The organism is Serratia grimesii NBRC 13537 (assembly GCF_001590905.1).
Classification (GTDB): Bacteria; Pseudomonadota; Gammaproteobacteria; order Enterobacterales; family Enterobacteriaceae; genus Serratia; species Serratia grimesii.
In genome coordinates, this window is record NZ_BCTT01000011.1 from 172,175 (window position 1) to 198,013 (window position 25,839).

The 25,839-nt window shown below is 53.7% G+C and carries 25 protein-coding genes and 1 other RNA gene; 8 read left to right on the forward strand and 18 right to left on the reverse strand.

Features of this window, described 5'->3' with window-relative positions; all coding sequences use genetic code 11:
• The first annotated feature begins 2 nt into the window (after window positions 1–2).
• Complete coding sequence (gene sspB / locus SGR01S_RS14790; protein WP_061807834.1) at window positions 3–500, forward strand: ClpXP protease specificity-enhancing factor; 498 nt, start codon at window positions 3–5, stop codon at window positions 498–500.
• Between the two features lie 65 nt (window positions 501–565).
• On the opposite strand, the gene SGR01S_RS14795 is transcribed toward sspB, so the two are convergent.
• The 3 genes from SGR01S_RS14795 to gltB all read right to left on the reverse strand — a co-directional run bounded on the left by SGR01S_RS14795 (window position 566) and on the right by gltB (window position 7,116).
• Entirely contained in the window at window positions 566–1,045 is a 480-nt protein-coding gene (locus SGR01S_RS14795) for a hypothetical protein (protein ID WP_037416368.1), read from the reverse strand.
• Between the two features lie 181 nt (window positions 1,046–1,226).
• Complete coding sequence (locus tag SGR01S_RS14800; protein WP_061807835.1) at window positions 1,227–2,645, reverse strand: glutamate synthase small subunit; 1,419 nt, start codon at window positions 2,643–2,645, stop codon at window positions 1,227–1,229.
• A gap of 10 nt (window positions 2,646–2,655) precedes the next feature.
• Window positions 2,656–7,116 carry a glutamate synthase large subunit gene (gltB, locus tag SGR01S_RS14805; protein WP_037416371.1) on the reverse strand — a complete coding sequence of 1,487 codons (4,461 nt, stop codon included), beginning with the start codon at window positions 7,114–7,116 and terminating at the stop codon, window positions 2,656–2,658.
• A gap of 693 nt (window positions 7,117–7,809) precedes the next feature.
• On the opposite strand from gltB, the gene mnmL reads away from it, so the two are divergent.
• The 4 genes from mnmL to mtgA all read left to right on the forward strand — a co-directional run bounded on the left by mnmL (window position 7,810) and on the right by mtgA (window position 12,799).
• The gene (gene mnmL / locus SGR01S_RS14810; protein ID WP_061807836.1) at window positions 7,810–8,736 is read left to right on the forward strand and encodes a tRNA modification radical SAM protein MnmL/YtqA; all 927 of its coding nucleotides are present in this window, start codon (window positions 7,810–7,812) and stop codon (window positions 8,734–8,736) included.
• 104 nt (window positions 8,737–8,840) lie between these two features.
• Window positions 8,841–11,180 (forward strand): aerobic respiration two-component sensor histidine kinase ArcB, encoded by a 2,340-nt coding sequence (gene arcB, locus SGR01S_RS14815; protein WP_037416377.1) that lies wholly within the window; start codon window positions 8,841–8,843, stop codon window positions 11,178–11,180.
• Window positions 11,181–11,417: 237 nt separating this feature from the next.
• Window positions 11,418–12,071, forward strand: a complete 654-nt coding sequence (gene elbB, locus SGR01S_RS14820) for an isoprenoid biosynthesis glyoxalase ElbB (RefSeq protein ID WP_061807837.1) — start codon at window positions 11,418–11,420, stop codon at window positions 12,069–12,071.
• On the forward strand, window positions 12,068–12,799 hold the full coding sequence (gene mtgA / locus SGR01S_RS14825; protein ID WP_061807838.1) for a monofunctional biosynthetic peptidoglycan transglycosylase: 732 nt from the start codon (window positions 12,068–12,070) through the stop codon (window positions 12,797–12,799). The genes elbB and mtgA overlap by 4 nt, the downstream gene beginning before the upstream one ends.
• A 40-nt stretch (window positions 12,800–12,839) precedes the next feature.
• Here mtgA and dolP read toward each other — a convergent pair whose 3' ends face one another.
• From dolP to SGR01S_RS14845, 4 genes are read right to left on the reverse strand one after another with little or no spacing between them, the layout of a single operon-like run.
• Entirely contained in the window at window positions 12,840–13,415 is a 576-nt protein-coding gene (dolP, locus tag SGR01S_RS14830) for a division/outer membrane stress-associated lipid-binding lipoprotein (protein WP_037416385.1), read from the reverse strand.
• Window positions 13,416–13,424: 9 nt separating this feature from the next.
• Window positions 13,425–14,015, reverse strand: coding sequence for a DnaA initiator-associating protein DiaA (gene diaA, locus SGR01S_RS14835; protein ID WP_037416387.1), 591 nt, complete (start codon window positions 14,013–14,015; stop codon window positions 13,425–13,427).
• 51 nt (window positions 14,016–14,066) lie between these two features.
• On the reverse strand, window positions 14,067–14,420 hold the full coding sequence (locus SGR01S_RS14840) for a YraN family protein (protein ID WP_115185184.1): 354 nt from the start codon (window positions 14,418–14,420) through the stop codon (window positions 14,067–14,069).
• Window positions 14,417–16,444: a penicillin-binding protein activator gene (locus SGR01S_RS14845; RefSeq protein ID WP_061807839.1), complete on the reverse strand. Its 2,028-nt coding sequence runs from the start codon at window positions 16,442–16,444 to the stop codon at window positions 14,417–14,419. The genes SGR01S_RS14840 and SGR01S_RS14845 overlap by 4 nt, the downstream gene beginning before the upstream one ends.
• Window positions 16,445–16,506: 62 nt before the next feature.
• On the opposite strand from SGR01S_RS14845, the gene rsmI reads away from it, so the two are divergent.
• The gene (gene rsmI / locus SGR01S_RS14850; RefSeq protein WP_037416395.1) at window positions 16,507–17,370 is read left to right on the forward strand and encodes a 16S rRNA (cytidine(1402)-2'-O)-methyltransferase; all 864 of its coding nucleotides are present in this window, start codon (window positions 16,507–16,509) and stop codon (window positions 17,368–17,370) included.
• Window positions 17,371–17,411: 41 nt separating this feature from the next.
• An RNA gene (rnpB, locus tag SGR01S_RS14855) (RNase P RNA component class A) lies at window positions 17,412–17,790 on the forward strand.
• A 57-nt stretch (window positions 17,791–17,847) separates the two neighbouring features.
• Here the strand turns inward: rnpB and SGR01S_RS14860 are convergent.
• Complete coding sequence (locus SGR01S_RS14860; protein WP_061807956.1) at window positions 17,848–18,549, reverse strand: pirin family protein; 702 nt, start codon at window positions 18,547–18,549, stop codon at window positions 17,848–17,850.
• A gap of 187 nt (window positions 18,550–18,736) precedes the next feature.
• On the opposite strand from SGR01S_RS14860, the gene SGR01S_RS14865 reads away from it, so the two are divergent.
• Window positions 18,737–19,642, forward strand: coding sequence for a LysR family transcriptional regulator (locus SGR01S_RS14865; RefSeq protein ID WP_037416398.1), 906 nt, complete (start codon window positions 18,737–18,739; stop codon window positions 19,640–19,642).
• Window positions 19,643–19,682: 40 nt separating this feature from the next.
• On the opposite strand, the gene SGR01S_RS14870 is transcribed toward SGR01S_RS14865, so the two are convergent.
• The 10 genes from SGR01S_RS14870 to exuR form a co-directional block, all read right to left on the reverse strand.
• Window positions 19,683–20,669, reverse strand: coding sequence for a glutathione S-transferase family protein (locus SGR01S_RS14870; RefSeq protein WP_037416402.1), 987 nt, complete (start codon window positions 20,667–20,669; stop codon window positions 19,683–19,685).
• 73 nt (window positions 20,670–20,742) lie between these two features.
• On the reverse strand, window positions 20,743–21,138 hold the full coding sequence (locus SGR01S_RS14875) for a DoxX family protein (RefSeq protein ID WP_024483097.1): 396 nt from the start codon (window positions 21,136–21,138) through the stop codon (window positions 20,743–20,745).
• 294 nt (window positions 21,139–21,432) lie between these two features.
• Entirely contained in the window at window positions 21,433–21,720 is a 288-nt protein-coding gene (locus SGR01S_RS14880) for a YqjK-like family protein (protein ID WP_037416405.1), read from the reverse strand.
• Window positions 21,717–22,115 carry a phage holin family protein gene (locus SGR01S_RS14885; RefSeq protein WP_061807840.1) on the reverse strand — a complete coding sequence of 133 codons (399 nt, stop codon included), beginning with the start codon at window positions 22,113–22,115 and terminating at the stop codon, window positions 21,717–21,719. Before SGR01S_RS14885 ends, SGR01S_RS14880 begins: the two co-directional genes overlap by 4 nt.
• A gap of 2 nt (window positions 22,116–22,117) precedes the next feature.
• Window positions 22,118–22,423: an ElaB/YgaM/YqjD family protein gene (locus tag SGR01S_RS14890; RefSeq protein ID WP_037416411.1), complete on the reverse strand. Its 306-nt coding sequence runs from the start codon at window positions 22,421–22,423 to the stop codon at window positions 22,118–22,120.
• A gap of 164 nt (window positions 22,424–22,587) precedes the next feature.
• Window positions 22,588–22,962: a DUF1090 domain-containing protein gene (locus SGR01S_RS14895; RefSeq protein WP_037416414.1), complete on the reverse strand. Its 375-nt coding sequence runs from the start codon at window positions 22,960–22,962 to the stop codon at window positions 22,588–22,590.
• Window positions 22,963–23,181: 219 nt separating this feature from the next.
• Complete coding sequence (mzrA, locus tag SGR01S_RS14900; protein WP_061807841.1) at window positions 23,182–23,553, reverse strand: EnvZ/OmpR regulon moderator MzrA; 372 nt, start codon at window positions 23,551–23,553, stop codon at window positions 23,182–23,184.
• Window positions 23,553–24,233, reverse strand: a complete 681-nt coding sequence (locus SGR01S_RS14905) for a DedA family protein (protein ID WP_037416416.1) — start codon at window positions 24,231–24,233, stop codon at window positions 23,553–23,555. The genes mzrA and SGR01S_RS14905 overlap by 1 nt, the downstream gene beginning before the upstream one ends.
• Window positions 24,234–24,373: 140 nt before the next feature.
• Window positions 24,374–24,808 (reverse strand): hypothetical protein, encoded by a 435-nt coding sequence (locus tag SGR01S_RS14910; protein ID WP_037416419.1) that lies wholly within the window; start codon window positions 24,806–24,808, stop codon window positions 24,374–24,376.
• A 185-nt stretch (window positions 24,809–24,993) separates the two neighbouring features.
• Entirely contained in the window at window positions 24,994–25,770 is a 777-nt protein-coding gene (gene exuR, locus SGR01S_RS14915; RefSeq protein WP_061807842.1) for a transcriptional regulator ExuR, read from the reverse strand.
• Between the last annotated feature and the right edge of the window lie 69 nt (window positions 25,771–25,839).

Sequence of the window (25,839 nt, forward strand, 5' to 3'; positions counted from 1 at the left end):
TCATGGATATGTCTCAGATGACTCCACGCCGTCCGTATTTGTTGCGGGCGTTCTATGAGTGGTTGCTGGATAATCAGCTAACACCGCACCTGGTGGTAGATGTGACGCGTCCTGACGTCTTGGTTCCTATGGAGTTCGCTCGTGATGGTCAGATCGTTCTGAATATCGCACCGCGTGCAGTTGGGAACCTGGAATTAGGCAACGACGAAGTGCACTTTAATGCGCGTTTCGGTGGTGTGCCACGTCAGGTCTCGGTACCAATGGCTGCCGTGCTGGCAATCTATGCGCGTGAAAATGGCGCAGGCACCATGTTCGAACCTGAAGCCGCTTATGAAGCGGAAGGATCGTTTGAAGGCATGGACAATGAGACGATTCCATCGGAAAGCCTGATGTCGGTGATTGATGGCGACCGCCCGGATCTGAGCGAAGATCACGATCCGGATGATGAGCCGCCACCGCCGCCACGTGGTGGTCGCCCAGCATTGCGCGTGGTGAAATAATCCCGTAGCAGTGAATAATAAAGGTCGCCTCGGCGACCTTTTTTTTGCCTGTAAAAAGGGCGCTGTCAGCTTTTCAATGACGCAATGCAGGCATCACGTGGGGCACTGAGATCGCCGATACGCACAGTAGTGAGTGCGTGAGTCGCGCGTTGTTTAAACGAGGTAATGGCGGTATCACCTTGTATTTCTGGTGGCGCAGTGCAGATATCGTTGATCGGTAAATTATTGCCTTTGTCGAGGGCATGCAATACCGCGGCTGGGTTGTAGACCAATGCAGAAGACAGCGCTGATTTGACGCCCGCGGTAAAGGCGGCGTTACCGCCGTTGGCTAACTTGGGTGCCAAGGCAATCCAACTGTCGTCACCCAGCTTAATGCTGTTTTCTACCGCATGAAGCTGGCCTGCTTTCGCCAGTTGAGCCACTACCGATGCCGCACCGCGCGCCTCAATGTTGTAACCCACCTCTTGTGAATCCAACGACATCGCCAGTGAGCTGAAACTGACAACCAGCAAAGCGCTGGCTAATAAGGGAACGGGCAATTTCATGGTTAGCTATCCTTATCAAGATACCAGGCGCAACTGCGCCCTGAGTGATATTAATAGAATACTATAGCGCGCCAGGCGCTGGACTGCGGGTGAGGTTGTTACAAAGCGTGTGGGGAGTGCAGTGAAAACAAAGGGCCCGTCAGTGTGAACTGCGGGCCCTTAGAGGCAAAGCGGGGAAGGATTAAACTTCCAGGTAATTCATGATGCCATCAGCAGCCTTGCGGCCTTCGGCGATCGCGGTAACCACCAGGTCCGAACCGCGTACCGCATCGCCACCGGCGAAAATTTTCGGGTTGCTGGTCTGGAAGGCATTATCGGTGCTTTCCGGTGCAACAATACGACCCTGCTTATCGAGCTCAACGTCATGAGCTGCCAGCCAGTCCATTTGGTGCGGACGGAAACCAAAGGCCATGACCACTGCATCAGCATCGATGATATGTTCAGAGCCCGGTACCTGCTCAGCAACCTGGCGGCCATTAGCATCTGGTGCACCCAACTGAGTACGAACCATTTTCACTCCGGCTACGCGGCCAGCGCTATTTAATTCGATACTCAACGGCTGCAGGTTGAATTTGAAATCAACCCCTTCCTCACGCGCATTTTTCACTTCACGTTTGGAGCCCGGCATATTGGCTTCATCACGGCGGTAAGCACAGATAACCTCGGTTGCACCCTGGCGGATAGAGGTACGCACGCAGTCCATCGCGGTGTCACCACCGCCAAGAACCACGACACGCTTGCCTTCCATGCTGACATACGGCTCGTGTTGCTCGGCCTGATAGCCCATCAACTGCTTGGTGTTGGCTATAAGGAACGGCAGTGCGTCGTAGACGCCCGGTGCTTCTTCGTTTTCCAGGCCGCCACGCATCGACTGATAAGTCCCGACACCGAGGAATACCGCGTCAAACTCATTGAGCAGCGTCTCCATGGCGATGTCTTTGCCCACTTCAGTATTGAGCTGGAACTCAATGCCCATCTCGCTGAAAATGCCGCGACGTTTGACCATCACTTCTTTTTCCAGCTTGAAGGCCGGAATACCGAAGGTCAGTAGACCACCGATCTCGGGGTGGCGATCGTAAACCACCGCTTTCACTCCGTTGCGAGTCAGTACATCGGCACAGGCCAGACCGGCAGGGCCGGCACCGATGATCGCCACGCGCTTGCCGGTAGGCAGCACATGGGACATATCCGGCTTCCAGCCCATTTCGATCGCTTTATCGCTGATATAGCGTTCGATGTTACCGATAGTTACCGCACCGAACTCATCATTCAGGGTACAGGAGCCTTCACACAGGCGATCCTGTGGGCAGACACGACCACATACTTCCGGCAGGCTGTTGGTCTGGTGTGCCAAATCCGCAGCCTCCATGATGCGGCCTTCGTTTGCCAGTTTCAGCCAGTTCGGGATGTAGTTGTGAACCGGGCATTTCCATTCGCAATAAGGGTTACCGCAGGACAGACAACGGTCCGCCTGCGCCTTCGCCTGAGTTTCCGAAAACGGCTCGTAAATTTCTACAAACTCAATTTTACGGATCTTCAACGGTTTCTTTGGCGGATCAACGCGCTGCAGGTCGATAAATTGATAAACATTCTGACTCATTAATGACCTCTTACTGCGCCTGAACCCGCAGCTCAGCTGCGGAACGACTACGGTGACCCAACAATGCTTTGACATCACTGGACTTCGGCTTGACCAGAGCGAACTTCGGTGCCCATTCCGGCCAGTTAGCCAGAATCTCTTCCGCACGCGAAGAACCGGTCGCCTGCACGTGCTCGGTAATCAGACCGCGCAAGTGCTCTTCATGAATTGCCAACTGATCGACATCCAACACTTCCACCAGCTCTGGGTTCACACGTTTACGGAATTCGCCATCTTCATCCAGCACGTAGGCAAAACCGCCGGTCATACCTGCACCAAAGTTGATACCGGTTTTACCCAGGACGCAGACGATGCCACCAGTCATGTATTCACAACCGTTGTCACCGATGCCTTCTACGACGGTGATAGCGCCAGAGTTACGTACGGCGAAGCGTTCACCTGCACGACCCGCGGCGAACAGCTTGCCGCCGGTTGCGCCATACAGACAGGTATTGCCAATGATGCTGGCTTCGTGACTGCGGAACGCTGAACCAATCGGTGGGCGCACGGCAATACGGCCACCGGCCATACCTTTACCAACATAGTCATTGGCGTCACCGGTCAGGGTCAGTTCAACCCCACCGGCATTCCATACCCCAAAGCTCTGACCGGCGGTGCCGGAGAAGTACGCTTTGATCGGATCGGCCGCCATGCCCTGATCGCCATGGACTGTGGCGATGGCCCCGGACAGTGTTGCACCTACTGAACGATCGGTATTGCGGATATCGAAGTAGAACGCCTTACTCTGCTTGGCTTCGATATGCGGTTCCGCCTGCGCCAGCAGATCTTTGTTCATCAACCCCTGGTCGAACGGTGGGTTGCTGCTTTCAGTACAGTACAGCGCCTTGCCAGGATGTGGCGTGGCAGTTTTCAACAGCGGCGACAGATCCAGCTTGTTCTGTTTGGCAGAAATGCCATCCAGCTCGGTCAAGAACTCGGTGCGACCAATCAGATCGACCAGCTGGCTAACACCCAATTGCGCCATTATCTCGCGGGTTTCACGTGCGATGAACTGGAAGTAGTTGGTCACACGCTCAGGCAGGCCGTGGTAATGATCGCGGCGCAGTTTTTCATCCTGAGTTGCCACGCCGGTTGCGCAGTTGTTCAGGTGACAGATACGCAGGTATTTACAACCCAGTGCCACCATTGGGCCGGTGCCGAAGCCGAAGCTTTCTGCGCCGAGGATCGCTGCTTTGACGATATCCACGCCGGTTTTCAGGCCGCCGTCCACCTGGAGGCGGATTTTATGGCGCAGACCGTTAGCTACCAGTGCCTGCTGGGTTTCCACCAGACCGAGTTCCCACGGGCAGCCGGCGTATTTCACTGAAGATAATGGGCTGGCACCGGTACCGCCGTCATAACCTGCGATGGTGATCAGATCGGCATAGGCTTTCGCCACACCGGTCGCGATGGTGCCCACACCGGGTTCAGAAACCAGTTTCACCGAAATCATTGCCTTCGGGTTCACCTGTTTCAGGTCGAAGATCAACTGTGCCAGATCTTCGATCGAGTAGATGTCGTGGTGCGGCGGTGGTGATATCAGGGTTACGCCCGGCACTGAATAACGCAGCTTGGCGATATAAGGAGTGACTTTATCCCCTGGCAATTGACCACCTTCACCAGGTTTGGCCCCTTGCGCGACTTTAATTTGGATCACATCTGCATTCACCAAATAGGCCGGGGTCACACCGAAGCGGCCTGATGCCACCTGTTTGATGCGTGACACCTTGTTGGTGCCGTAACGTGCTGGATCTTCGCCGCCTTCACCAGAGTTGGAGAAGCCGCCGAGGCTGTTCATGGCGATCGCCAGCGATTCATGTGCTTCCGGGCTCAGAGCACCGATGGACATGGCTGCAGTATCGAAGCGTTTGAACAGTGATTCGGCGGGTTCAACCTGATCAACCGGAATTGGCGTGCCTTTCGGCGTGATAGCCAACAAATCGCGCAGCATAGCAACGGGACGTTCATTCACCAGCTTGGCATACGTCTGGTAGTCGCTGTATTTACCGCTGTGGACCGCGGTTTGTAGCGTACTCACCACGTCAGGGTTATACGCATGGTACTCGCCGTCGTGAACGAACTTCAGCAGACCGCCTTGCTCTAGCGGCTTGCGTTTCAGCCATGCGCGCTTGGAAAGGTTTTGCAGATCCTGTTGGATGTCACTGAAGCTGGCTCCGCCGATACGGCTAACCACGCCCTGGAAACACAAATCGGACAAATCACGATGCAGACCAACGGCCTCGAACAGTTTGGCGCAGCGGTAAGAAGCGATAGTCGATATGCCCATTTTGGACATGATCTTGTACAGGCCTTTGTTGATGCCGTTACGGTAGTTCAGCATCACTTCACGGTATTTCTTGTCGATCGCCTGGGTATCCACCAGTTTGGCTAAGGTTTCGTAGGCCAGGTACGGGTAGACGGCAGTCGCGCCGAAGCCCAACAGCACGGCGAAATGGTGCGGATCGCGGGCGCTGGCGGTTTCAACGATAATGTTAGCGTCACAACGCAGGCTCTTTTCAACCAGACGGGTCTGGATCGCACCGACGGCCATAGGAGCAGGTACCGGCAGACGGCTTGTGGAGATCGCGCGGTCAGACAACACCAGTAACACGGCGCCATCACGGACCTTGCGTTCCGCTTCGTCACACAGCGCGCGGATGGTTTGTTCCAAATCCTGCTCTGCCGGATCAAAGGTCAGATCAAGATTGTCGGCACGATAGTATTCGCCTTCCAGCGTGGTGAGCTGCTTGAAGTCGGAGTACAGCAGGATCGGCGATTTAAAGCTTAAACGGTGTGCCTGGCCTTCAGCCTCGCAGAACACGTTCATTTCGCGACCGATGCTGGTCGCCAGCGACATCACATGCGCTTCGCGCAGCGGGTCGATAGGTGGGTTGGTCACCTGGGCGAACTGCTGACGGAAATAGTCATAGATAATGCGTGGACGGCTGGAGAGCACGGCGAACGGGGTATCATCACCCATTGAGCCGGTGGCTTCCTGACCGATCTCACCCAGAACGCGGATTACCTGATCCAGTTCTTCGCTGCTGTAGCCGAACTGTTTTTGGTAAGTCTCAAGCTGTGAGTCGTCAAGTTCACGACTGCCGACTTGATCGGCCGGTAAGTCTTCGAACGGCACCAGGCGCTTGACGTTCTTTTCCATCCATTCTTTATACGGATGGCGGCTTTTCAGATCGTCATCAGTCTCGGCGGAATGCAGGATCTTACCGCTGCGGGTATCGATCACCATCAGTTCGCCTGGACCAACGCGGCCTTTCTCTACAACTTCATCTGGCTGGTAATCCCAAATACCCACTTCAGAAGCACAGGTAATCAGTTTGTCTTTGGTGATGACGTAGCGTGCCGGACGCAGACCATTACGGTCCAGGTTACAGGCAGCGTAGCGACCATCGGACATCACGATACCGGCAGGGCCGTCCCACGGCTCCATGTGCATCGAGTTGAAGTCGAAGAAGGCACGCAGATCGGTGTCCATGTCCGGGTTATTCTGCCAGGCAGGTGGCACTAGCAGGCGCATGGCACGGATCAGATCCATACCACCCGCCAGCAACAGTTCCAGCATGTTATCCAGCGAGCTGGAGTCAGAGCCAGTTTCATTAACGAACGGTGCGGCAGTTTGCAAATCCGGGATCAGTGGCGTCTGGAACTTATAAGTACGGGCACGCGCCCACTGGCGGTTGCCGGTGATGGTGTTGATCTCACCGTTGTGTGCCAGGTAGCGGAATGGCTGTGCCAGCGGCCAGCGCGGTACGGTATTGGTAGAAAAACGCTGGTGGAACAGGCAAATGGCCGATTCCAGGCGCAAGTCCGCCAGATCAAGATAGAAGCGTGGCAGATCCGCAGGCATGCACAGGCCTTTATAGATCGTCACCAGATTCGAGAAGCTGCACACATAGAAGCTGTCGTCTTGAACGCGTTTCTCGATACGGCGGCGCGCGATAAACAGGCGGCGTTCCATATCACGTGGACGCCAACCGGCTGGGGCGTTAACAAAGATCTGTTCAATACGCGGCAGAGAAGAGAGGGCAATCTCGCCGAGCACGTCTGGGTTGGTCGGTACTTCACGCCAACCCACGACTGACAGCGTTTCATTTTGCAATTCTTCTTCGACAATGCGGCGGCTGGCACGGGCTTCCTCTTCGTTCTGGCTGAGGAACATCATGCCAACGGCGTAATTCTTGGCTAAACGCCAGCTGCGCTCTTCCGCCACCATGCGGAAAAAGCGGTCGGGTTTTTGTAATAACAAGCCGCAACCGTCGCCAGTCTTGCCGTCAGCAAGGATTGCGCCACGGTGCTGCATACGGGCAAGTGCGTGAATAGCGGTACGCACCACCTTATGGCTAGGTTCGCCTTCTATGTGGGCGATCAGGCCGAAACCACAGTTGTCCCGCTCTTGGGATTTATCGTACAACATATCAGTGAACCTCCCCAGGCTCTGCGTGACTCTCACAACCCACTGCGAGCGGCTTCTTAATTTCAGGCAGAAGTCCAATCAGCAAGGTTAATAGCGCCGATCTGCTTTTCCGCCCTCCGTTAATGGCCTCTCGTGACGGTTCTCACAAGTGGTAAATGACTTGTTTTAAGAGGGAGTCTTAAATTACTGCATAAATATGACGAGACGTTTGCCCGTCCAGAAAGCTTCCAGCGGACTTCCAACTTAGCGAGAAAGAATACGCAGGTCAACTATAGGCCTAAGGGGGTTTCTTATGGGATTTTTTTCGGTTAATTATTTGATAGTTAATATTTTATTTGAGTTTTTTAGCTTACGCAGGAGAGCAGTACCCCCCGGAGAAATGTGAGCTGTCTCACTATAGTGCAACGCCCGAATCTCTGCACCATGCTAGTGCGGGTGGGAATGGCAGAGTTTTATTCTAATAAGTCATTCTTTATTGTTGTTTATAACTATTTTTCATCGCTTTGTCATATTGACGTGAACGGTTGCGTGAGAATAAGAAAAATTCATCTTGGCTGGAGTGATTTTATTTGCATTTATAATGAATAGTTATGCCTGGTGAAGCCTTGCGGGGAAAGCGTTGATCTCTGTCATCGCGGGAAAAGCCGTTTCTTATTAGCATCACGGGCTTTGAACACAGAGACAACCAAGATTATGCAGTTGCCGCAATTAGTCAATATGTTTGGCGCCGATCTTCAGCGCCGATACGGTGAAAAGATCCATAAACTCACGCTGCACGGCGGTTTTAGTTGTCCTAACCGCGACGGCACGCTGGGGCGCGGTGGCTGTACCTTTTGTAATGTTGCCTCTTTTGCCGATGAGCAAATGCAACAACAGAGCATTGCAGAACAGTTGGCACTGCAGGCCATCAGAGTGAATCGCGCAAAGCGCTATCTCGCCTATTTTCAGGCTTATACCAGTACTTATGCAGAGGTGAGTTTGTTGGCGCAGATGTACCAGCAGGCGCTGGCACAGGCTGACATGGTCGGTATCTGCGTAGGCACGCGCCCGGACTGTGTGCCAACCGCCGCACTTGATTTGCTGGCGAGTTACCTCGAACAAGGCTATGAAGTCTGGTTGGAGCTCGGGTTGCAGACTGCGCACGATAAAACGCTAAAACGCATCAACCGAGGCCATGATTTCTCCTGTTATCAACATACCGCACGGCTGGCACGCGAGCGTGGGTTGAAGGTGTGCAGTCACCTGATCGTCGGGTTGCCTGGAGAAACTGCTGCCGACCACTTGGCCTCGCTGGAGCAGGTGGTGGACTGCGGTGTGGATGGCATCAAACTGCATCCGTTGCATATTGTTACGGGGAGCACGCTGGCGCGGGCCTGGCAAGCTGGCAAGTTGCCTGAGCTAGCGCTTGATGAGTATGCCGTCAGTGCGGGCGAGATGATCCGCCATACGCCGAAAAACGTGGTTTATCACCGTATCTCTGCGAGCGCACGCAGGCCGACGTTGTTGGCACCATTATGGTGCGAAAACCGTTGGAACGGTATGCAGGCAGTCGGTGGTTACTTGCAGCGTTATGGGGGACAGGGCAGTGCATTGGATGAAAAGCAGCAATATCGCCCTTGATCGCTGTTTTGATTTGCAATCTTTCCCACACTTCGGTGTTTGCTTCCTTATCTCATCGGTGTTTTACGGTATGATTTAAACGATTCTGTCTGATGGGAGCCGCTATGAAGCAAATCCGGGTGTTAGCCCAGTACTATGTTGATTTAATGGTAAAACTGGGGCTAGTGCGCTTTTCGCTGCTGCTGGCGTCGGCATTGGTGGTGCTGGCGATGGTGGTGCAGATGGCGGTGACCATGCTACTGCGTGGCGAAGTCGAAAGCATTGACGTAGTGCGCTCAATCTTCTTTGGTTTGTTGATTACGCCGTGGGCGGTCTACTTCCTGTCGGTGGTGGTTGAACAGCTAGAGGAGTCACGTCAGCGTTTGGCACGACTGGTAGATAAACTGGAAGAAATGCGCCACCGCGACCTGGAGCTTAACCAACAGCTTAAGGACAACATCAGTCAACTGAATCAGGAAATCGCCGACCGTATCAAGGCAGAAGAAGAGCGTCAGCAAGTGATGGACAAACTGACGGAAGAAATGGAACAGCGTGAATTGGCGCAGATCGAACTGGGTCAGCAGTCGGCACTGTTACGTTCATTCCTCGATGCTTCGCCGGATCTGGTGTATTACCGCAACGAAGACAAAGAGTTCTCTGGCTGCAACCGGGCGATGGAGCTATTGACCGGCAAAAGTGAAAAACAGCTGATTGGCCTAACGCCATTTGATGTCTACGGCCAGGAAATTGCCGAGAAGGTGATCGAAACCGACGAGAAAGTGTTCCGTCATAACGTTTCCCTGACCTATGAACAATGGTTGGTTTATCCCGATGGGCGCAAGGCCTGTTTTGAGCTGCGTAAAGTGCCGTTTTATGACCGTGTGGGTAAACGTCATGGGCTTATGGGTTTTGGCCGCGATATAACCGAGCGTAAGCGCTACCAGGACGCGCTGGAGAACGCGAGTAGGGATAAGACGACCTTCATCTCAACGATCAGCCACGAGCTTCGTACGCCGCTTAATGGCATTGTTGGCTTGAGTCGCATTCTGCTCGATACCGATTTAAACGACGAACAGCTGAAATACCTCAAAACTATCCATGTCAGCGCCATTACGCTGGGCAATATCTTCAATGACATTATCGAAATGGATAAGCTTGAGCGGCGTAAAGTGCAACTCGACAATCAGCCGGTCGATTTCACCGGATTCCTCGCCGATCTGGAAAACCTCTCTGGCCTGCTGGCACAACCGAAAGGGCTGCAATTTGTGATGGAGCCGCAGCAACCTCTGCCGCAACAAATCATCACTGACGGTACTCGCCTGCGGCAAATCTTGTGGAACTTGATCGGCAATGCGGTCAAGTTCACCCCACAAGGGCGGATTGTGGTGCGTGTGCGGCGCGAAGAGCAGGATCGGTTGGTGTTTGAGGTAGAAGACTCCGGCATGGGGATCCCTCAGGACGAACAAGACAAGATTTTCGCTATGTATTATCAGGTGAAGGATCAGCATGGCGGTCGCCCGGCGACCGGTACCGGCATCGGGCTGGCGGTTTCCAAGCGATTGGCGCAGAGCATGGGCGGTGATATCACCGTCAGCAGCGTACAGGGGCACGGTTCTTGCTTCACCTTGTCCATTAAGGCGCCAGGGGTGCAGGAAGCGGAAAACGAAACACAGGCCGAAGAGGTACTGCCATTACCGGCCCTGCATATCCTGCTGGTGGAAGATATTGAACTGAACGTGATTGTGGCACGTTCAGTCCTGGAGAAACTGGGTAACAGCGTAGAAGTCGCAATGAATGGACAGGATGCGCTGGCGATGTTTGATCCGGACGAGTTCGATCTGGTGTTACTGGATATCCAACTGCCGGACATGACCGGGCTGGATATCGCTCGAATACTGCGTGAGCGCTATGCCGGGCAGGCTTTACCGCCACTGGTGGCGTTGACGGCCAACGTGCTGAAAGACAAAAAAGAGTACCTCGACGCGGGGATGGACGACGTGCTGAGTAAGCCGCTGTCGGTACCGGCGTTGACCAAAGTCATCAAACATTACTGGGATCATCAATCCTCTCACGCCACAAAGAAAACGGAGCAAAAGACGATGCAGATTAATGAGTCGTTACTGGATACCACCGTGTTGGAACAGTATATGGACCTGGTGGGGCCGCAGTTGATTCATCAAAGCCTGGAGATGTTTGAGCAGATGATGCCAGGTTATCTGGCGGTGCTGGACTCCAACATGACGGCGCGCGATCAGAAAGGTATCACAGAAGAGGCGCATAAAATCAAGGGTGCGGCGGGTTCGGTTGGCTTGCGTCATCTGCAACAGCTTGCTCAGCAAATTCAAACGCCAACATTGCCGGCATGGTGGGATAACGTACAAGACTGGGTTGATGAACTGAAACAGGAATGGCGTAACGACGTGCAAGTGTTGCGGGAATGGGTAGCGAACGCTGAAAAAAAATGACCCCGACCTAGGCCGGGGTGCGCGAATATTGCGCCAACACCAGGGAAATTGTGAACCTGCGTATTGGATTTAGTGTTCTGGTCGAGCAGGTTGTAGAGAATTCCTAAACATCATACAGCCAACAACATAGCAAATGTAAGCGCTCTTGTTAGAAGATTCATTAAAATGTGTGATGTAGATTAGTGTTTGTCTACTCCGAGCACTAACCAGTTGACAGTATCAACAGGAGGAAGGGTGATGAAAAACGTTGGTGTAGTGCTGAGTGGCTGCGGGGTTTATGACGGTACGGAGATTCATGAAGCCGTTCTGACACTGTTGGCGTTGGACCGTGCGGGTGCCAAAGCAGTGTGCTTTGCACCTGACAAACCTCAACTTCATGTTATTAATCACTTATCTGGTGATGAAGTACCCGGGCAGCGTAATGTTTTAGTGGAGTCAGCGCGCATTGCACGAGGCGAGGTCCAGCCGCTTTCACAAGCCGATGCCAGTCAGTTGGATGCCCTGATCGTCCCAGGAGGATTTGGTGCAGCGAAGAACCTCAGCAGTTTTGCGAGCGAAGGTGAGGGATGCTGGATTGATAAGGATTTGGTTAAGTTAACGCAACAAATGCATAAGGCAAATAAACCAATCGGTTTTATGTGTATTGCCCCGGCGTTGCTACCGAAGTTGCTGGATCAACAAGTGCGGCTGACCATTGGCAACGATCCAGACCTCGGTGAAGTGATTGATGCCATGGGCGGTGAACCGGTGATTTGCCCAGTCGATGACATCGTGGTGGATAGTGAAAACAAAGTGGTGACGACACCGGCCTATATGCTGGCTAAATCTATCGGTGAAGCAGCCAGCGGGATTGATAAGCTGGTTTCACGGGTGCTGGATTTGGCTGAATGAGAAAGTCTGCGGGGAAATCGATTTTATCCCGGCCGTGGTTTTGGCTGAAGCGTGGGCTTCTTGTTCTGGTTGGGGTGTGGTTATTGGGGATTATTGCCTTTGCTTTCCTGCCAGTGCCTTTTTCTTCCGTCATGGTAGAACGGCAGGTTGGTGCCTGGTTGAGAGGCGATTTTGGCTATGTAGCGCACTCCGACTGGGTGTCAATGGACGATATTTCCCCGCAGATGGCGTTGGCGGTGATGGCGGCCGAAGATCAGAAATTCCCTGACCACTGGGGTTTTGACGTGGCGGCGATCGAAAAGGCGTTTAGCCACAATGAGAAGCGCCCGACGCGCATCCGTGGTGCTTCCACGCTGTCGCAGCAAACCGCCAAGAACCTGTTCCTGTGGGATGGCCGTAGTTGGTTGCGCAAGGGGTTGGAAGCCGGGCTGACATCCGGCATTGAGCTGGTGTGGACCAAGCGGCGTATCTTGACGGTGTACCTGAATATTGTCGAATTCGGTGACGGTATTTTCGGTGTGGAGGAGGCATCACAACGTTTCTTCAACAAACCGGCCAAGCGGCTGACCGCATCAGAGGCTGCATTGCTGGCGGCGGTATTGCCCAACCCGCACCGTTTCAAGGCGAATGCCCCTTCTGGCTACGTGATACAACGACAGCAATGGATTATGCGCCAGATGCGCCAACTGGGCGGGGAAGCGTTTTTGAAAGAGAATAATCTGGATTAACGCGCCGGATGAAGGCTAGTGCCTTATCCGGCGCGGCGGGTTATTTCACTGAGGTAAAGGCCGTGGTGACGTGTTTCACACCACTCACCTGGCTGGCGATTTGTGCCGCTGATTGCCCTTCTTGTGGTGTAACCAGGCCCAGCAGGAACACTTCACCGTTTTCGGTGGTGACTTTCACATTCGATGACTTCACCGTATCGCTGGTGAGCAACTGTGAACGTACCTTGGTTGTGATCCAGGTATCGGAAGAGGCGGTGCTCAGACTGACCGGAGTACCTTGGCGGATCTCGTTATACACTTCAGTCGTGCCTTCAACACCCATCGCGATTTGTTTGGCGCGTGCGGCCAAATCGGTGCTCGGCGCTTGGCCTGTCAGTAATACTTTACCCTGATAAGCCGTTGCAACGACGCGGGCATCTTTTTTCAACTGCTGATCTTTACTTAGGGCGTTCTCAACCCGGGCTTCCAGCGTGCCGTCGTCTACCTGAGTACCCACGCTGCGTGGGTCGGTGGCGGTTTTGGTGGCAACAGCCGCGCTGCCAACGACAACGCCTGCAATACAGCCTTGTAACAGCAGGGCGCTGGACAGCACTGCAAATGTGGCTTTCAGCTTCATCTCAGTTCCTTAATCGTCCTGGTGGGGAAACAACGTACTATCTATCAGGTCGCATAGGCAATTTACGGTGAGCATATGCATTTCCTGAATGCGTGCACTGCGGTGTGATGGGATACGGATTTCGACATCCTGCTGGCCGAGCAAGCCGGCCAGTTCCCCGCCGTCGTAACCGGTCAGCGCGACAATCGTCATATCACGCGTCACTGCGGCTTCGACCGCTTTTACAATATCACGGCTGTTGCCGCGGGTGGAAATTGCCAACAACACGTCGCCTGCATGGCCGAGCGCGCGCACTTGCTTGGCGTAGACCTCATCGTGCAGACGATCGTTAGTGATCGCCGTCAGCACCACGTTATCGGCATTGAGAGCAATTGCCGGCAGGCTTGGGCGCTCGGTTTCAAAGCGGTTGATCATGCTGGCGGCGAAATGCTGTGCGTTGGCTGCCGAGGTGCCATTACCGCAACAGAGAATTTTATTACCGTTAAGTAAGGATTGGACCAGCGTCATCGCTGCTCGCGAGATGGCATCGGGTAAAGCCTCCGCTGCCGCAATCTGAGTTTGGATGCTTTCGGTAAAACAGGCTTTAATTCTATCCAGCACGTTGTATTAATCCACTAAGTCAAAGGGCCGGTCTGCACCGGTAAACCACGATTAATCCGCATTGAAGGCGTTGGGTATCCATTCTAACTGGCTACCGGTGATGGCCAAAACATCAAAACGGCAAGATGATGTGTCAAAACTGGCTCCGCGCCCCGCCAACCAAACGGCGGCAGCATGCAACAACCGTTGTTGCTTACGATAAGTGACGCTGGCTGCCGCACCACCAAAAGCGTCATTGCGGCGGTAGCGGACTTCGACGAACACCCAGGTTTGACCATCGCGCATGATGAGATCGAGCTCACCGCCGCGCAACGCCACGTTGGCGGCGAAGAAGGTGAGCCCGGCGCGTTCCAGATAGTGGCGGGCTTGTAACTCATAGCCCGCCCCTGTGGCGCGTTGACTCAAGAGACCGGAACGACCGTACCCTGACGGTATTGCAGCCAAGGCAGTTTTCTGTTGATCACACAACCTTGTGAGGATGTTAGCACACCCGTCGTGCCTGAGACCTGGAAGCCTGGCAGTTGGCGCATTTCAGCAAAGTGGTTGGACAATGTCCAGGCATCCATCCCCATTGCGTACAGACGAACCAGCGAATAATCGTTACGGAACTGGCTGCTTGCCTGCTGCAATAACTGTGGGTTGGAGCCGGCCAACAATGGGATGTCGCTAAACTGCAGACCTTCCATTTCCAGGCGGAAGTCTGGACCGGCACCGGCCTGATAGCTGCGTGAGCTGGCGTACATTGCAGGCTTACTGCGTGAGGTGGTAGCCATGTCGATCATCGGTTTGATCAGTGTCAGTTGAGACTGTGTCGCTACGATATAGACCGCGTCTACGCTGCCGCCGCTGGCTGCAGGCGTATCGCTTGGCGGTGCCGGAATAGTCAGCCCGGCAATGGTTACCGCCTGTGGTGCAGGTGCAGCAGAGATTGGTGTACCGGACATGCGAATGCCGCCGCTGTTCACCATCTGACGCAATTCACCCGGTGAACCGATGCCTTGCTGCAACACGGTCTGGCCGCCCAGTTTCTGCCACTCTTGGTTAAAAGCCTTGGCAACGCGATCGCCGAAGGCGCCGCGTGGGATCAGCAACAGTGGTTGCCGTTTCTGCTGTTCCCAGATGTGGCGTGCAGCATCACGGGCTTCGTCTTCCGGTGAAAGTGCGAAGTAGCAAATATTTGGGTTGTCTTTCGGGGTTTCCGGCTGATTAAGCGCCAGTACGTTCAACGTGGTTGTGCTACTGGCCAGTTGGTCGACATTTTCTTTCAATAGCGGACCGACCACCAGGGTCGCGCCATCCTGCTGTGCCTGCGTCAGCAACGCGGCCAGTGGCTGGCTGGAGGTGTCATATACCTTAATCTGTGCATTAGCGGCTTGTGGCGGCGTAATAGGCGCAGTGGACGGTGTAGACGGTTGTGCCGCTGTGACCGGAGCAGCCTCAGCTGACGGCGCAGAGGTGCTTACCGCACCATTGGCGTTTTGGTCCGCTGGTGCAGGTGCCTGTGCGGGGGCACTGACGGGCTGTGGTTGCTGTTGTATCGGTGCTGAAGACGTCACGCCATTTTTCGCCGCTTCAAAGCCTTTTTGGATCGCGTCGGCGAACACTTTGGCCTGGCCGTTCAACGGCAGCAGCAGGGCGATTTTCGACGTAGAAGCCTGGGTAAAGTTCAGTACCTGGTTCAACTGGGTCGGTAACGTTTTCGCCGCCGGGTTCTGCGGGTAGCGATTCTGCCAGTCTTTAATGCCTGCTTTCAACAGATCAGGATCCTGCTTGTTGTCCTGATAAACACGCAACAAATCAAGCCAACCTTGCAGCACATTCTCATTGGCATTGATCACCAGACTGTTCATGTCCTGCGGTGTCAGCTGTAGTAATGCTTGCCAGGTTTGATCCAGATTGGTTTGGTGCGCTTTGCCGGTCAACAATGGCTCTTGTGCGATATAAGCACGGATGAGCGGCAGAGAAGGTTTACCCTGATTAGCGGCGATCTGCGCCTGATAGAAGCGCACTAACTGATTGGCTGACAACGAGCCGGTATCCAGATGGCCTAATGTACTGCGGGCGCTGACGTAGCTTTTGTTCGCCACCTGAAGTTCAGCACTCAGCAACTGGCGTTCTACCTGCTGCACGCTACTCAGGTTTTTTGGCAGTTGGTTCAGCTGTTCACTGGCTTGCGGCAGCTTCCCTTCACGTAACAGCGCGCGAATAGCAAGTAATTGCCAGTCAGCCTTGTTATCATTACTGCTTTGCTGCAACTGTTGCAGATAGTAATCGGAACTGGCGCTCGCTTCGTCCTGTATATTAGCGGGCGGCGTCTGCGGGGCCTGACTCGGGCAGCCTGCGAGGAAAAGGGCTGCAGCGATAACTGCGGTAAGTCGGACAGGCTTTGAACGCCCTGCTTTGGTACGAACGAATGTTGAGGAAAGCATACTGTATCCAGTGATGTTTTTTTCAAGATGCTTAATATTAAATCGGCAACTCGGATGAAACAATGAATCAACACCAACAATCAGTCATTTCTGCATCAACACTGTATGTGGTGCCCACCCCAATCGGCAATTTAGGGGATATAACCCATCGTGCGTTAGAGGTACTGAAAAGCGTTGATCTGATTGCGGCCGAGGACACGCGCCATACCGGGTTGCTGCTGCAACACTTCGCGATTAGCGCGCGGTTGTTTGCGCTGCACGACCATAACGAACAGCAAAAAGCCGATCAACTGTTGGCGAAACTGCAAGAAGGCCAGAGCATTGCGCTGGTTTCTGACGCAGGCACACCGTTGATCAACGATCCTGGCTATCACCTGGTACGCCGTTGTCGTGAAGCCGGCATTCGGGTAGTGCCATTGCCAGGAGCTTGCGCGGCAACTACTGCACTCTGCGCCGCAGGCCTTGCTTCAGACCGCTTCTGCTACGAAGGGTTCCTGCCGGCGAAAACCAAGGGGCGTAAGGATACGCTGATGGCGCTGGCAGAGGAACCGCGCACGTTGATTTTCTACGAATCTACTCACCGTTTGTTGGAAAGTTTGCAGGACATGGTGACCGTGTGGGGGCCACAACGCTATGTGGTATTGGCGCGCGAGCTGACCAAAACCTGGGAATCCATCACCGGCGCACCGGTTGGTGAGTTACTGGCCTGGGTACAGGAAGATGAAGTCCGTCGCCGTGGCGAAATGGTGCTTATCGTTGAAGGCCACAAGGTGCAGGAAGATGCATTACCGTTGGAAGCGCTGCGTACGCTGGCATTGCTGCAAAAAGAACTGCCGTTGAAAAAGGCGGCGGCGCTGGCGGCAGAAATCCATGGTGTAAAGAAAAATGCGTTGTATAAGTACGCCTTAGAGCAACAAGAACAGTAAAGCGGTTGACCTGCCGCGAGCACGACGCTACTATCCGCGCCGGAGTTGACCAGACAGTCGCCGCTTCACTGCCGTCCCTTTCGGGGGAGACAGGTGGAGGGGAGGAAAGTCCGGGCTCCATAGGGCAGGGTGCCAGGTAACGCCTGGGAGGCGCAAGCCTACGACTAGTGCAACAGAGAGCAAACCGCCGATGGCCCGCGCAAGCGGGATCAGGTAAGGGTGAAAGGGTGCGGTAAGAGCGCACCGCGCGACTGGCAACAGTTCGTGGCACGGTAAACTCCACCCGGAGCAAGGCCAAATAGGGGTTCACATGGTACGGCCCGTACTGAACCCGGGTAGGCTGCTTGAGCCAGTGAGCGATTGCTGGCCTAGAGGAATGACTGTCCACGACAGAACCCGGCTTACCGGTCAACTCCCTCTATAAAGAAAAGCCCGCGTAACGCAAGTTACGCGGGCTTTTTCCTTTTAGAATGCCACTCACACCGGCAAGTCAATCAGTAGCGCTCGCAATGGCGTTTTAGCGCGGATAGTCAGTCGATTCTCCTCATGGATAAACGCCCCATCACCGCAGGTCAGTCGATGACCGTCGTGACGTTCGCCATTGGCTTCAATGGTGCCGTGGATCGACTGTAAATACGCACGCGGTCCGTTCAGCGCCAATGTCTGCTGCTCGCCGGGCTGTAAATCCAAATGATGGATCCACACCTGCTGGCGCAGTTGCAGACTGCCCTGTGCGCCATCTGGCGAGGCCAGCAGCGTCAGGCCGGTTTCTGGCAGCATCAGGCGTTGTACACGTTCGTTGCTGCGCTCCGGGCAGGCATCCAGCCACAGTTGTAAACGGGTCAGTGGTGTATCGCTACTGATGTTTTGCTCGCTGTAACTCAGGCCAGGCTGAGTGGACAACAGTAAGGCTTCACCAGCTTGAGCATTCACTGTGTTGCCGTCGCTGTCGCGGTATTCGGCTTTCCCCTGCAAGATAAGATTCAGGATATCCACATTGGGATAAGTGCGTGGCTGGAATGACGCACCCGGCGCCAGCACCTCCTGATTGAGCACCCGCAATGAGGCGTAGCCCATCAGCTTGGGATCGAAGTAATGTCCAAAAGAAAAGGTGTAGCGAGCCTGCAGCCAACCAAAGTCAGCTTGCCCGCATTGTTGTGCTGTTCTGCATGTAATCATGGCAATCGGCTCTCTAAATTTATTCTTCCCTTCATCGTTCTGGTTGCTGTTGCGTTGGCTTATCTTGGCCATTTTCTCGCTGCCGCCAGAAACCTATTGGGTATATTAAGATGGTAAGCATCTGGACGCCGGATTGTTAGCCAGTTAATCTGGTCGGCATATTCAAATTTCCTGACAGAGAGATTCGATGGCCAGAGATCGGGCGTTAACGCTTGAGGCGTTAAGGGTTATGGATGCAATCGACCGACGTGGTAGTTTCGCTGCGGCAGCCGATGAGCTGGGGCGTGTGCCGTCGGCACTCAGCTACACCATGCAAAAATTGGAAGAAGAATTGGACGTGGTGTTGTTCGACCGTTCCGGTCACCGTACCAAGTTCACCAATGTCGGGCGCATGCTGCTGGAGCGTGGTCGGGTGCTGTTGGAAGCGGCAGACAAACTGACTACCGATGCCGAAGCGTTGGCGCGTGGTTGGGAAACCCATTTGACGATCGTCAGCGAAGCGCTGTCACCGCCGAGTAAATTGTTCCCGCTGGTCGACAAATTGGCGCTGAAGGCGAATACCCAGGTGTCAATTTTCACCGAGGTGCTGGCTGGTGCCTGGGAACGGTTGGAGCAAGGGCGTGCCGATATCGTTATTGCCCCGGACATGCATTTCCGCGCCTCGTCAGAAATTAACACCCGTAAGCTGTACAAAGTGATGAGTGTATACGTCGCTGCGCCGAACCATCCGATCCACCTTGAGCCTGAACCGTTATCCGAATTGACGCGAGTGAAGTACCGCGGTATCGCGGTTGCGGATACCGCCCGTGAACGCCCGGTATTGACTGTGCAATTGCTGGATAAACAGCAGCGGCTGACGGTCAGCACCATTGAAGACAAGCGCCTGGCTTTACTGGCTGGTCTGGGTGTGGCGACCATGCCTTACCCGATGGTCGAAAAAGACATTGAAGAAGGGCGTCTGCGCGTTGTCGGACCGGAGTACAGTCGTGAGGCTGATATCATCATGGCCTGGCGGCGTGACAGCATGGGGGAGGCAAAGGCCTGGTTCCTGCGCGAAATTCCGCGGCTGTTTGCACAACTGGAGCGGCAGTAAATCATTCCCCCTCGCCGGTAAGGAGAGGGGGAGAAACGTGTCACCCGAAACGCTTGTCTCGACCATGCGGTGCGTCCAAATCCTGTGACGGCCCGATGGAAATAATACCGTGCGGATTGATAGTGGCGTGACTGCGGTAATAGTGATTACGAATGTGCGGCAAACTGACCGTTTCGGCAATGCCGGGCATCTGGTAAATGTCCCGCAGGAAGCCATAGAGGTTGAGGTAATCGCTGATGCGGTGTTTGTCGCATTTAAAGTGGGTGACATACACCGGATCGAAACGCACTAGCGTAGTCCACAGGCGCAGATCAGCCTCGGTGAGGTGTTCGCCGGTCAGGTAGCGCTGCTGCCCCAAGATTTGCTCCAACCGTGCGAGTCCATCAAATACCCCGGTTACCGCTTCATCATAGGCCGCCTGGCTGGTGGCGAAACCAGCCTTATACACCCCATTATTTACCTGATCGTAAATCCAACCGTTTAGCTCATCAATTTTTCCGCGTAGCTCCGCGGGATAGTAATCGCCGGCACGTGCGCCAACGCCATCAAATGCACTGTTGAACATACGGATGATATCGGCAGATTCATTACTGACGATGGTTTGCTGTTGTTTATCCCACAGCACCGGCACTGTCACGCGGCCGGTATAGTGTTTGTCGGCGCGTAAGTAAATCTGGTAGAGGAAGTCTGACTGGTACAGGTTATCGCCGGTCGCTTCAGGGAAATCAGTGCCGAAGGTCCAACCGTTTTCCAACATCAGCGGATGCACCACGGAAACGGGAATGATGTGCTCCAGCCCTTTTAATTTGCGCATCAGCAGAGTGCGGTGCGCCCAAGGGCAGGCAAGTGAAACGTACAGGTGATAACGATCTTTCTCCGCTTTAAAACCTCCGACTCCGTGTTCGCCCGGTTGACCGTCAGCGGTCACCCAATTGCGGAACTGAGAGGTTGAGCGTTTGAAACGGCCTCCGGTGGATGAGGTGTCATACCAGATGTCTTGCCAAACGCCATCGACGAGTTGTCCCATGGGAATCTCCTTCGTGTCCGAGTGAAAAAGCAGAAGGGTCCGGCATGCCGGACCCTGAATCGGTCTTAAAATCTTACCACTTTTTGTTCAGAATGCGGTCAATGCTGAAGCCGCCTGGGCCTGCTACGGCCAGAACGATGAAGCCGCCGGCGATGGTCAGGTTTTTCATGAACATCAACTGGTTTACGCCATCTGCAAAGTTAGTATGGAACAACAGTGCGGTCAGGATGGTAAAACCAGCGGTGAACAGTGCCACTGTACGGGTCAGGAAGCCGAACAGAATTGCCAGACCGCCGCCAAATTCCAGCAGGATGGTCAGTGGCAGCAAGAAGCCAGGGACGCCCATTGATTGCATATACTGTTGGGTACCGGCATAAGCATCACCCATTTTGCCGTAGCCTGCCACGATAAACAGGATTGGCATCAGAATACGAGCAACCAGCAAACCTGTATCTTCTAATTTTTTCATCATCTACTCCAAAGTAATTTTTGTTTGCCAGTCTTGGCGTTTTCATGTCAGTGGGTGGTATGCCGGGTATCTGACCCTGTCCTGCCCGTTTCGTATTGATGGAGTGAATGTTAATCGGGAAGCGTATGCTTTGTTAGCAAGTAAAACTGTCGTATTTTTTCAAAAAAACTGAATCTTTAGCCTGCTAACAAATGGAGGGTAATCAGAATGTTGCCCAACCTTCACCGACAGAAACGTCATATTTCTGTGAAAAGGTGGGCGTAACAACGGAAGTATTGAAGAAAGTGAGGCAGGCTATTTCGAGGAAAAGGTTTTCTGGATCAATCTGATAGTGCTAACTGCGGCAAAGGCACGACGAGACCAGCGAATCAGCTTGCTGGGGTGGCGGACGCCGTACAGCGCCATCACACTTGAACCGACCACCAGATATTTACGCAAGCCAAAAATGGTTTGCCAGCCGCGATCGATGCGTTCAGTCTTTTCCAGCCAAAGAGTTTTATTGTCAGCAAGATCCAGCCTTTGCTGCTGGATCTTGTTAATCAGCTTCTCTTTCCTCCATTCCAGATAGCGGCGGCGATTCATTGTTCACCCTCCAACTGGGAACGGTCGATTTCCAATTGTTTGCGCGAAGCGCCAAGTAGCGTAGAACGCCGCGCTTTGACCAGCGTCCAAATGGTACCGACAATGGCCAGGAACAACAGTACGCCAGTGGTGGTGCCTAATGCGATCAAGCGGTAAACGGGGTCGATAGCCCAGAAAATCAGGATCAGCAGGCTCATCAGACCAAATGCCGTGAACAACAGCGTCATACCGGCCATGATCAACAACTGAATAAGGTTGGCTTTCTCCTCTTCCAGCTCGACCACGGCCAGTCGTACACGCGTTTCCACCATACCGACAAGAATAGTGATGATGCGCTGCCCGATGTCCAGGACCCCTTTAGCGGGGCCCTCACGACCTTGTGGTTGTTCGGCCATAATTAACGACGCGCGAGCAGAACGCCCAGCACCACGCCAACTGCAGCGCCGATACCGATGCCGGTCCACGGATTATCACGAACGTAATCGTCCGCCTGGCCTGCGATCTGTTTGGTCTGGGAAGCAATTTTGTCGCCGGCATCGCTCAGACGTGCACGAGTATCTTTCAATGCACCTTCTGCTTTGGAACGCAGTTTTTCCAGCTCGGCTTTTGGCTTATCGGTGGAAGAGTTCAGCACTTCTTCCAACGTATCAGCTAAGGATTTAAGTTCAGCGCGTAAGTTCTCTGCATTTGAATCATGTGCCATGTGATTATTCCTTAACGTTAACTTCGACAGACTTTCAACATAGCGGATTTTTTCGCCGGAGCAAAGGGCAGATGGGTAGCTGATATCACTAAGCATCCATTTTATACGTAATGAAAATCCCGTATGGCGCGGCTCTCAGCGATAAATCCGCTGGTGTAAAAAAATTATTCCGCTTGGGCTTGCTTAAGCTCTGCTTGAGCTTCAGCCAGCTTTTTCTGTTTCTTGGCGACTTTTTCCAGATTACCGGTCTGCTGAGCTTCTTTCAGCTCTTGCTGACGCTCAGTCACTTTGCGTTGTTTGTCATCAATTTTTTTCTGACGATCGGCCTGTAGGCTAGCCGGTGTGCAATGGGTTTGCACTTCGTTCAACGCTTTTTTCAAACCGGCGACACGCTGGGTATTGCCGTGTTGGGTCGCGTAATCAATCTGTTGCTGAATATTTTGTGCCTTGATGGTGCAGCCGTTATCTGCTGCAAACGACAGCGCCGGGCAGGCAAATAATAATGGGAGAGCCAGTAACATCGATTGGCGTAATTTCATGCTATCAGTTCCTTGTTAATGGGACGCATTGGCATGCATCCACTGTTCCTGACTGCCACAAAGGCAGTGCGACAGGAGTCTTACGCTGCTGACTGACGCTAACCTTTAGCATAGCCATAAATTGTGAAGACCCCAAAGAATCCGCCACAGTTCAGTAGTGATTGGTGATTAATTGAGCGGTTGACAATATGAAAGGAAAACCCTTCATATGAAGGGGTATTATCCCAGATTGAGTGGGGCGCGTGCAAATTCACGCACCCAATGGGTAGGAACAGGGGATTCGCTCAGGGCGATAATGTATCCCGGTGGCAAAATTGTTTGCAGCGCCTCGCGTGCCAACAATTGTTGTTCAGGTGAGTCCAGGCGAATCACCAAACCGTCGCCTTCCGGGGTAATACTTTTGATGCGAATACCGCGCTGATCCAAACGTTGATAAACATAAAAACCGTCAGGTAGCGAAAGACCTTGCTGGCCAGCCCGAATGCGAAGCTCGCTTTCAGTGCGCACCATGCAAGGCACCAAGAGTGTGGCGAGCGCCAGCAAAGCGAGCGCAATCAGCAAAACATACTGCCAGCGCGGGCGCTTTGTCATCACGCCCCTTTCCCCTGATTCTGGCTGTCTGAGCGTTTCTTACGCCACAGCACAATCAACGAACCGACCAGTCCGACAACCAGCAACACTAACGGCAGCAGCATCAGGCAGAACATTAACTGGTCTTCATACTTGCGAAACACCGGGGTCTTGCCCAACGCAAAGCCCAGAGAGGTCAGGATCACGACCCACAACAGACCACTCATCCAGTTAAAGAACTGGAAACGCGCATTGCTCAAACCAGAGAGGCCGGCAATGGTTGGTAGCAGAGTACGGACAAAGGCCAGGAAACGACCGACCAGCAGAGCGGAAAGCCCGTGACGGTGGAACAATTGATGCGCACGCTGGTGATAGTGAGCCGGCAGATGTGATAGCCATCCCTGCACCGTTCGCGTATTGCCGAGCCATTTGCCTTGTATGTAGCTGACCCAGCACCCCAGGCTGGCGGCGACGGTCAGGATAAAAATGGTGAGCGGAAAATTCATGGTGCCTTTGGCGATCAACACGCCAACCAGGATCAGCAAGCTGTCGCCCGGCAAAAATGCTGCTGGCAGCAGGCCATTTTCCAGGAACAGGATCATAAACAGCAGGACGTAGAGAGTCCACACGAGCGAAGGGTTCGCCAGCGTCTCAAAATCCTGCTGCCATAAGGCATGTAACAGTTCTTTAATGATGTCCATCCGGTGTTCCTAAAACGTCATTGTTTGTTTGTGTCTCAGCGGCGGATCGGAAGTGGGCGAAGAGCGCGCGGGCGATCCTGACTGCTGGTAACGATGAAACGGCGTTGCTTTTTAGTGGGTTCTAATCGGTGCGACACCGGTCAAGAGTGGTAAGTCAGCGTGCCACGGTAAAGCATATTACTTTCTTTCCAGCCGCCTAGCCTGTTTTGCCGCTGCGGGGTGTGCAGCGCCCAATTGACCTGGGCAAGCCGGTTTAGCGCAGGTGAGGTCTGGCGCGGGAGCCGAGTGCTGTAGCCTAACACTGTGGTCTGAGTATAGACCGGCAGCCATTGGGCTGAGGCTGTCAATGAACCGGGGTAAGAATGTACCCGCGGCAACAGAAGCGGAAACTTGCCGGGCGGTTTGCGCCGCAGCTCTGCTGGTGACTGGTAAACCAAGTCAGAAGAGGAAAGCGTTGTATCAGCGAGCAATGGCTGGCTGTTCAATGCTGTGGGAGTTGTCGCGCATAGCTTTTGGCCGGAGACCGAACCGGTCCAGCAGAAAAGAGCAATAAGCATGGCAAACAACCAGCGCATTTATTCGCGTCCCGCCCCGTAGCAGAGGGTAAAAAAGTGGCTCAACTCTAACAAAATAGCACGATTGGCAACAGGGAAATCTACGTTGCCATCGGTGAAATACTACACGGCAAACCGCGGTTCAGGCATCGATTCAGCGGATTTTACAATACCTGACATAACCCGACGATTTTTGACCGCTTGGGCTACTTATTTTCTGCGGCTACGCCGTCCAGATGCACCACTGGATTATCGGCGAACAGATAGCGGTCAGCGTTATATTCAAAATCGTCGCTGGTGGCATTGAACAACATCTGCTTGGTGTTTTCCAAGTGTTGCCACATGGCTAATTTGGCTGCATGGGGATCTTTGCGAATCAGAGCTTTAAGGATCTGATCGTGATCGTCGCACCAACTGGCGATGGAGCGATCGTCGATATGTTCGTGCAACTTGATCCAATAAGGGTTATTGACGCGTTGCACCCACATTTTTTCTACGATAGTGGCCATGGCGGTGTTTTGGGTAGCGAGAGCCACCTGCACGTGAAATTTCAGGTCCCACTGCGAATCACGAAAGCGATCTTCCTTACGCGCTTGTTCCTGGATCTCCATCAATTGGATGATGTCTTGCTTGGTGACCTGGGTCGCCGCGAATTCAGCAATATTACTTTCGATCAGTTGGCGCGCCTGTAGAAGCTCAAAGGGGCCGGCAGTGGCAAACTCAATGCTGTCACCCGGAACGACCAGATTTTTCTGCTGGTTGGACATCACGTGGATCCCGGAGCCTTTGCGTACGTCAACGTAGCCTTCCACTTCCAACATGATGATGGCCTCCCGCACTACGGTACGGCTAACATTCATCTCTTCAGCAATGTAGCGCTCGGCCGGCAGTTTATCGCCCACAGGATATCGACCACTTTCAATACGCTGCTTAAGCTCGGTGGCCAGTTGTTGGTACAGGCGTCTGGTTTCAGTGAATTCCATAGTGAATGCTCTTAGGGTAGAGAGGGGGCATAGCCATGGATTTGTTATACCACTTATCCGGTAGAGCTA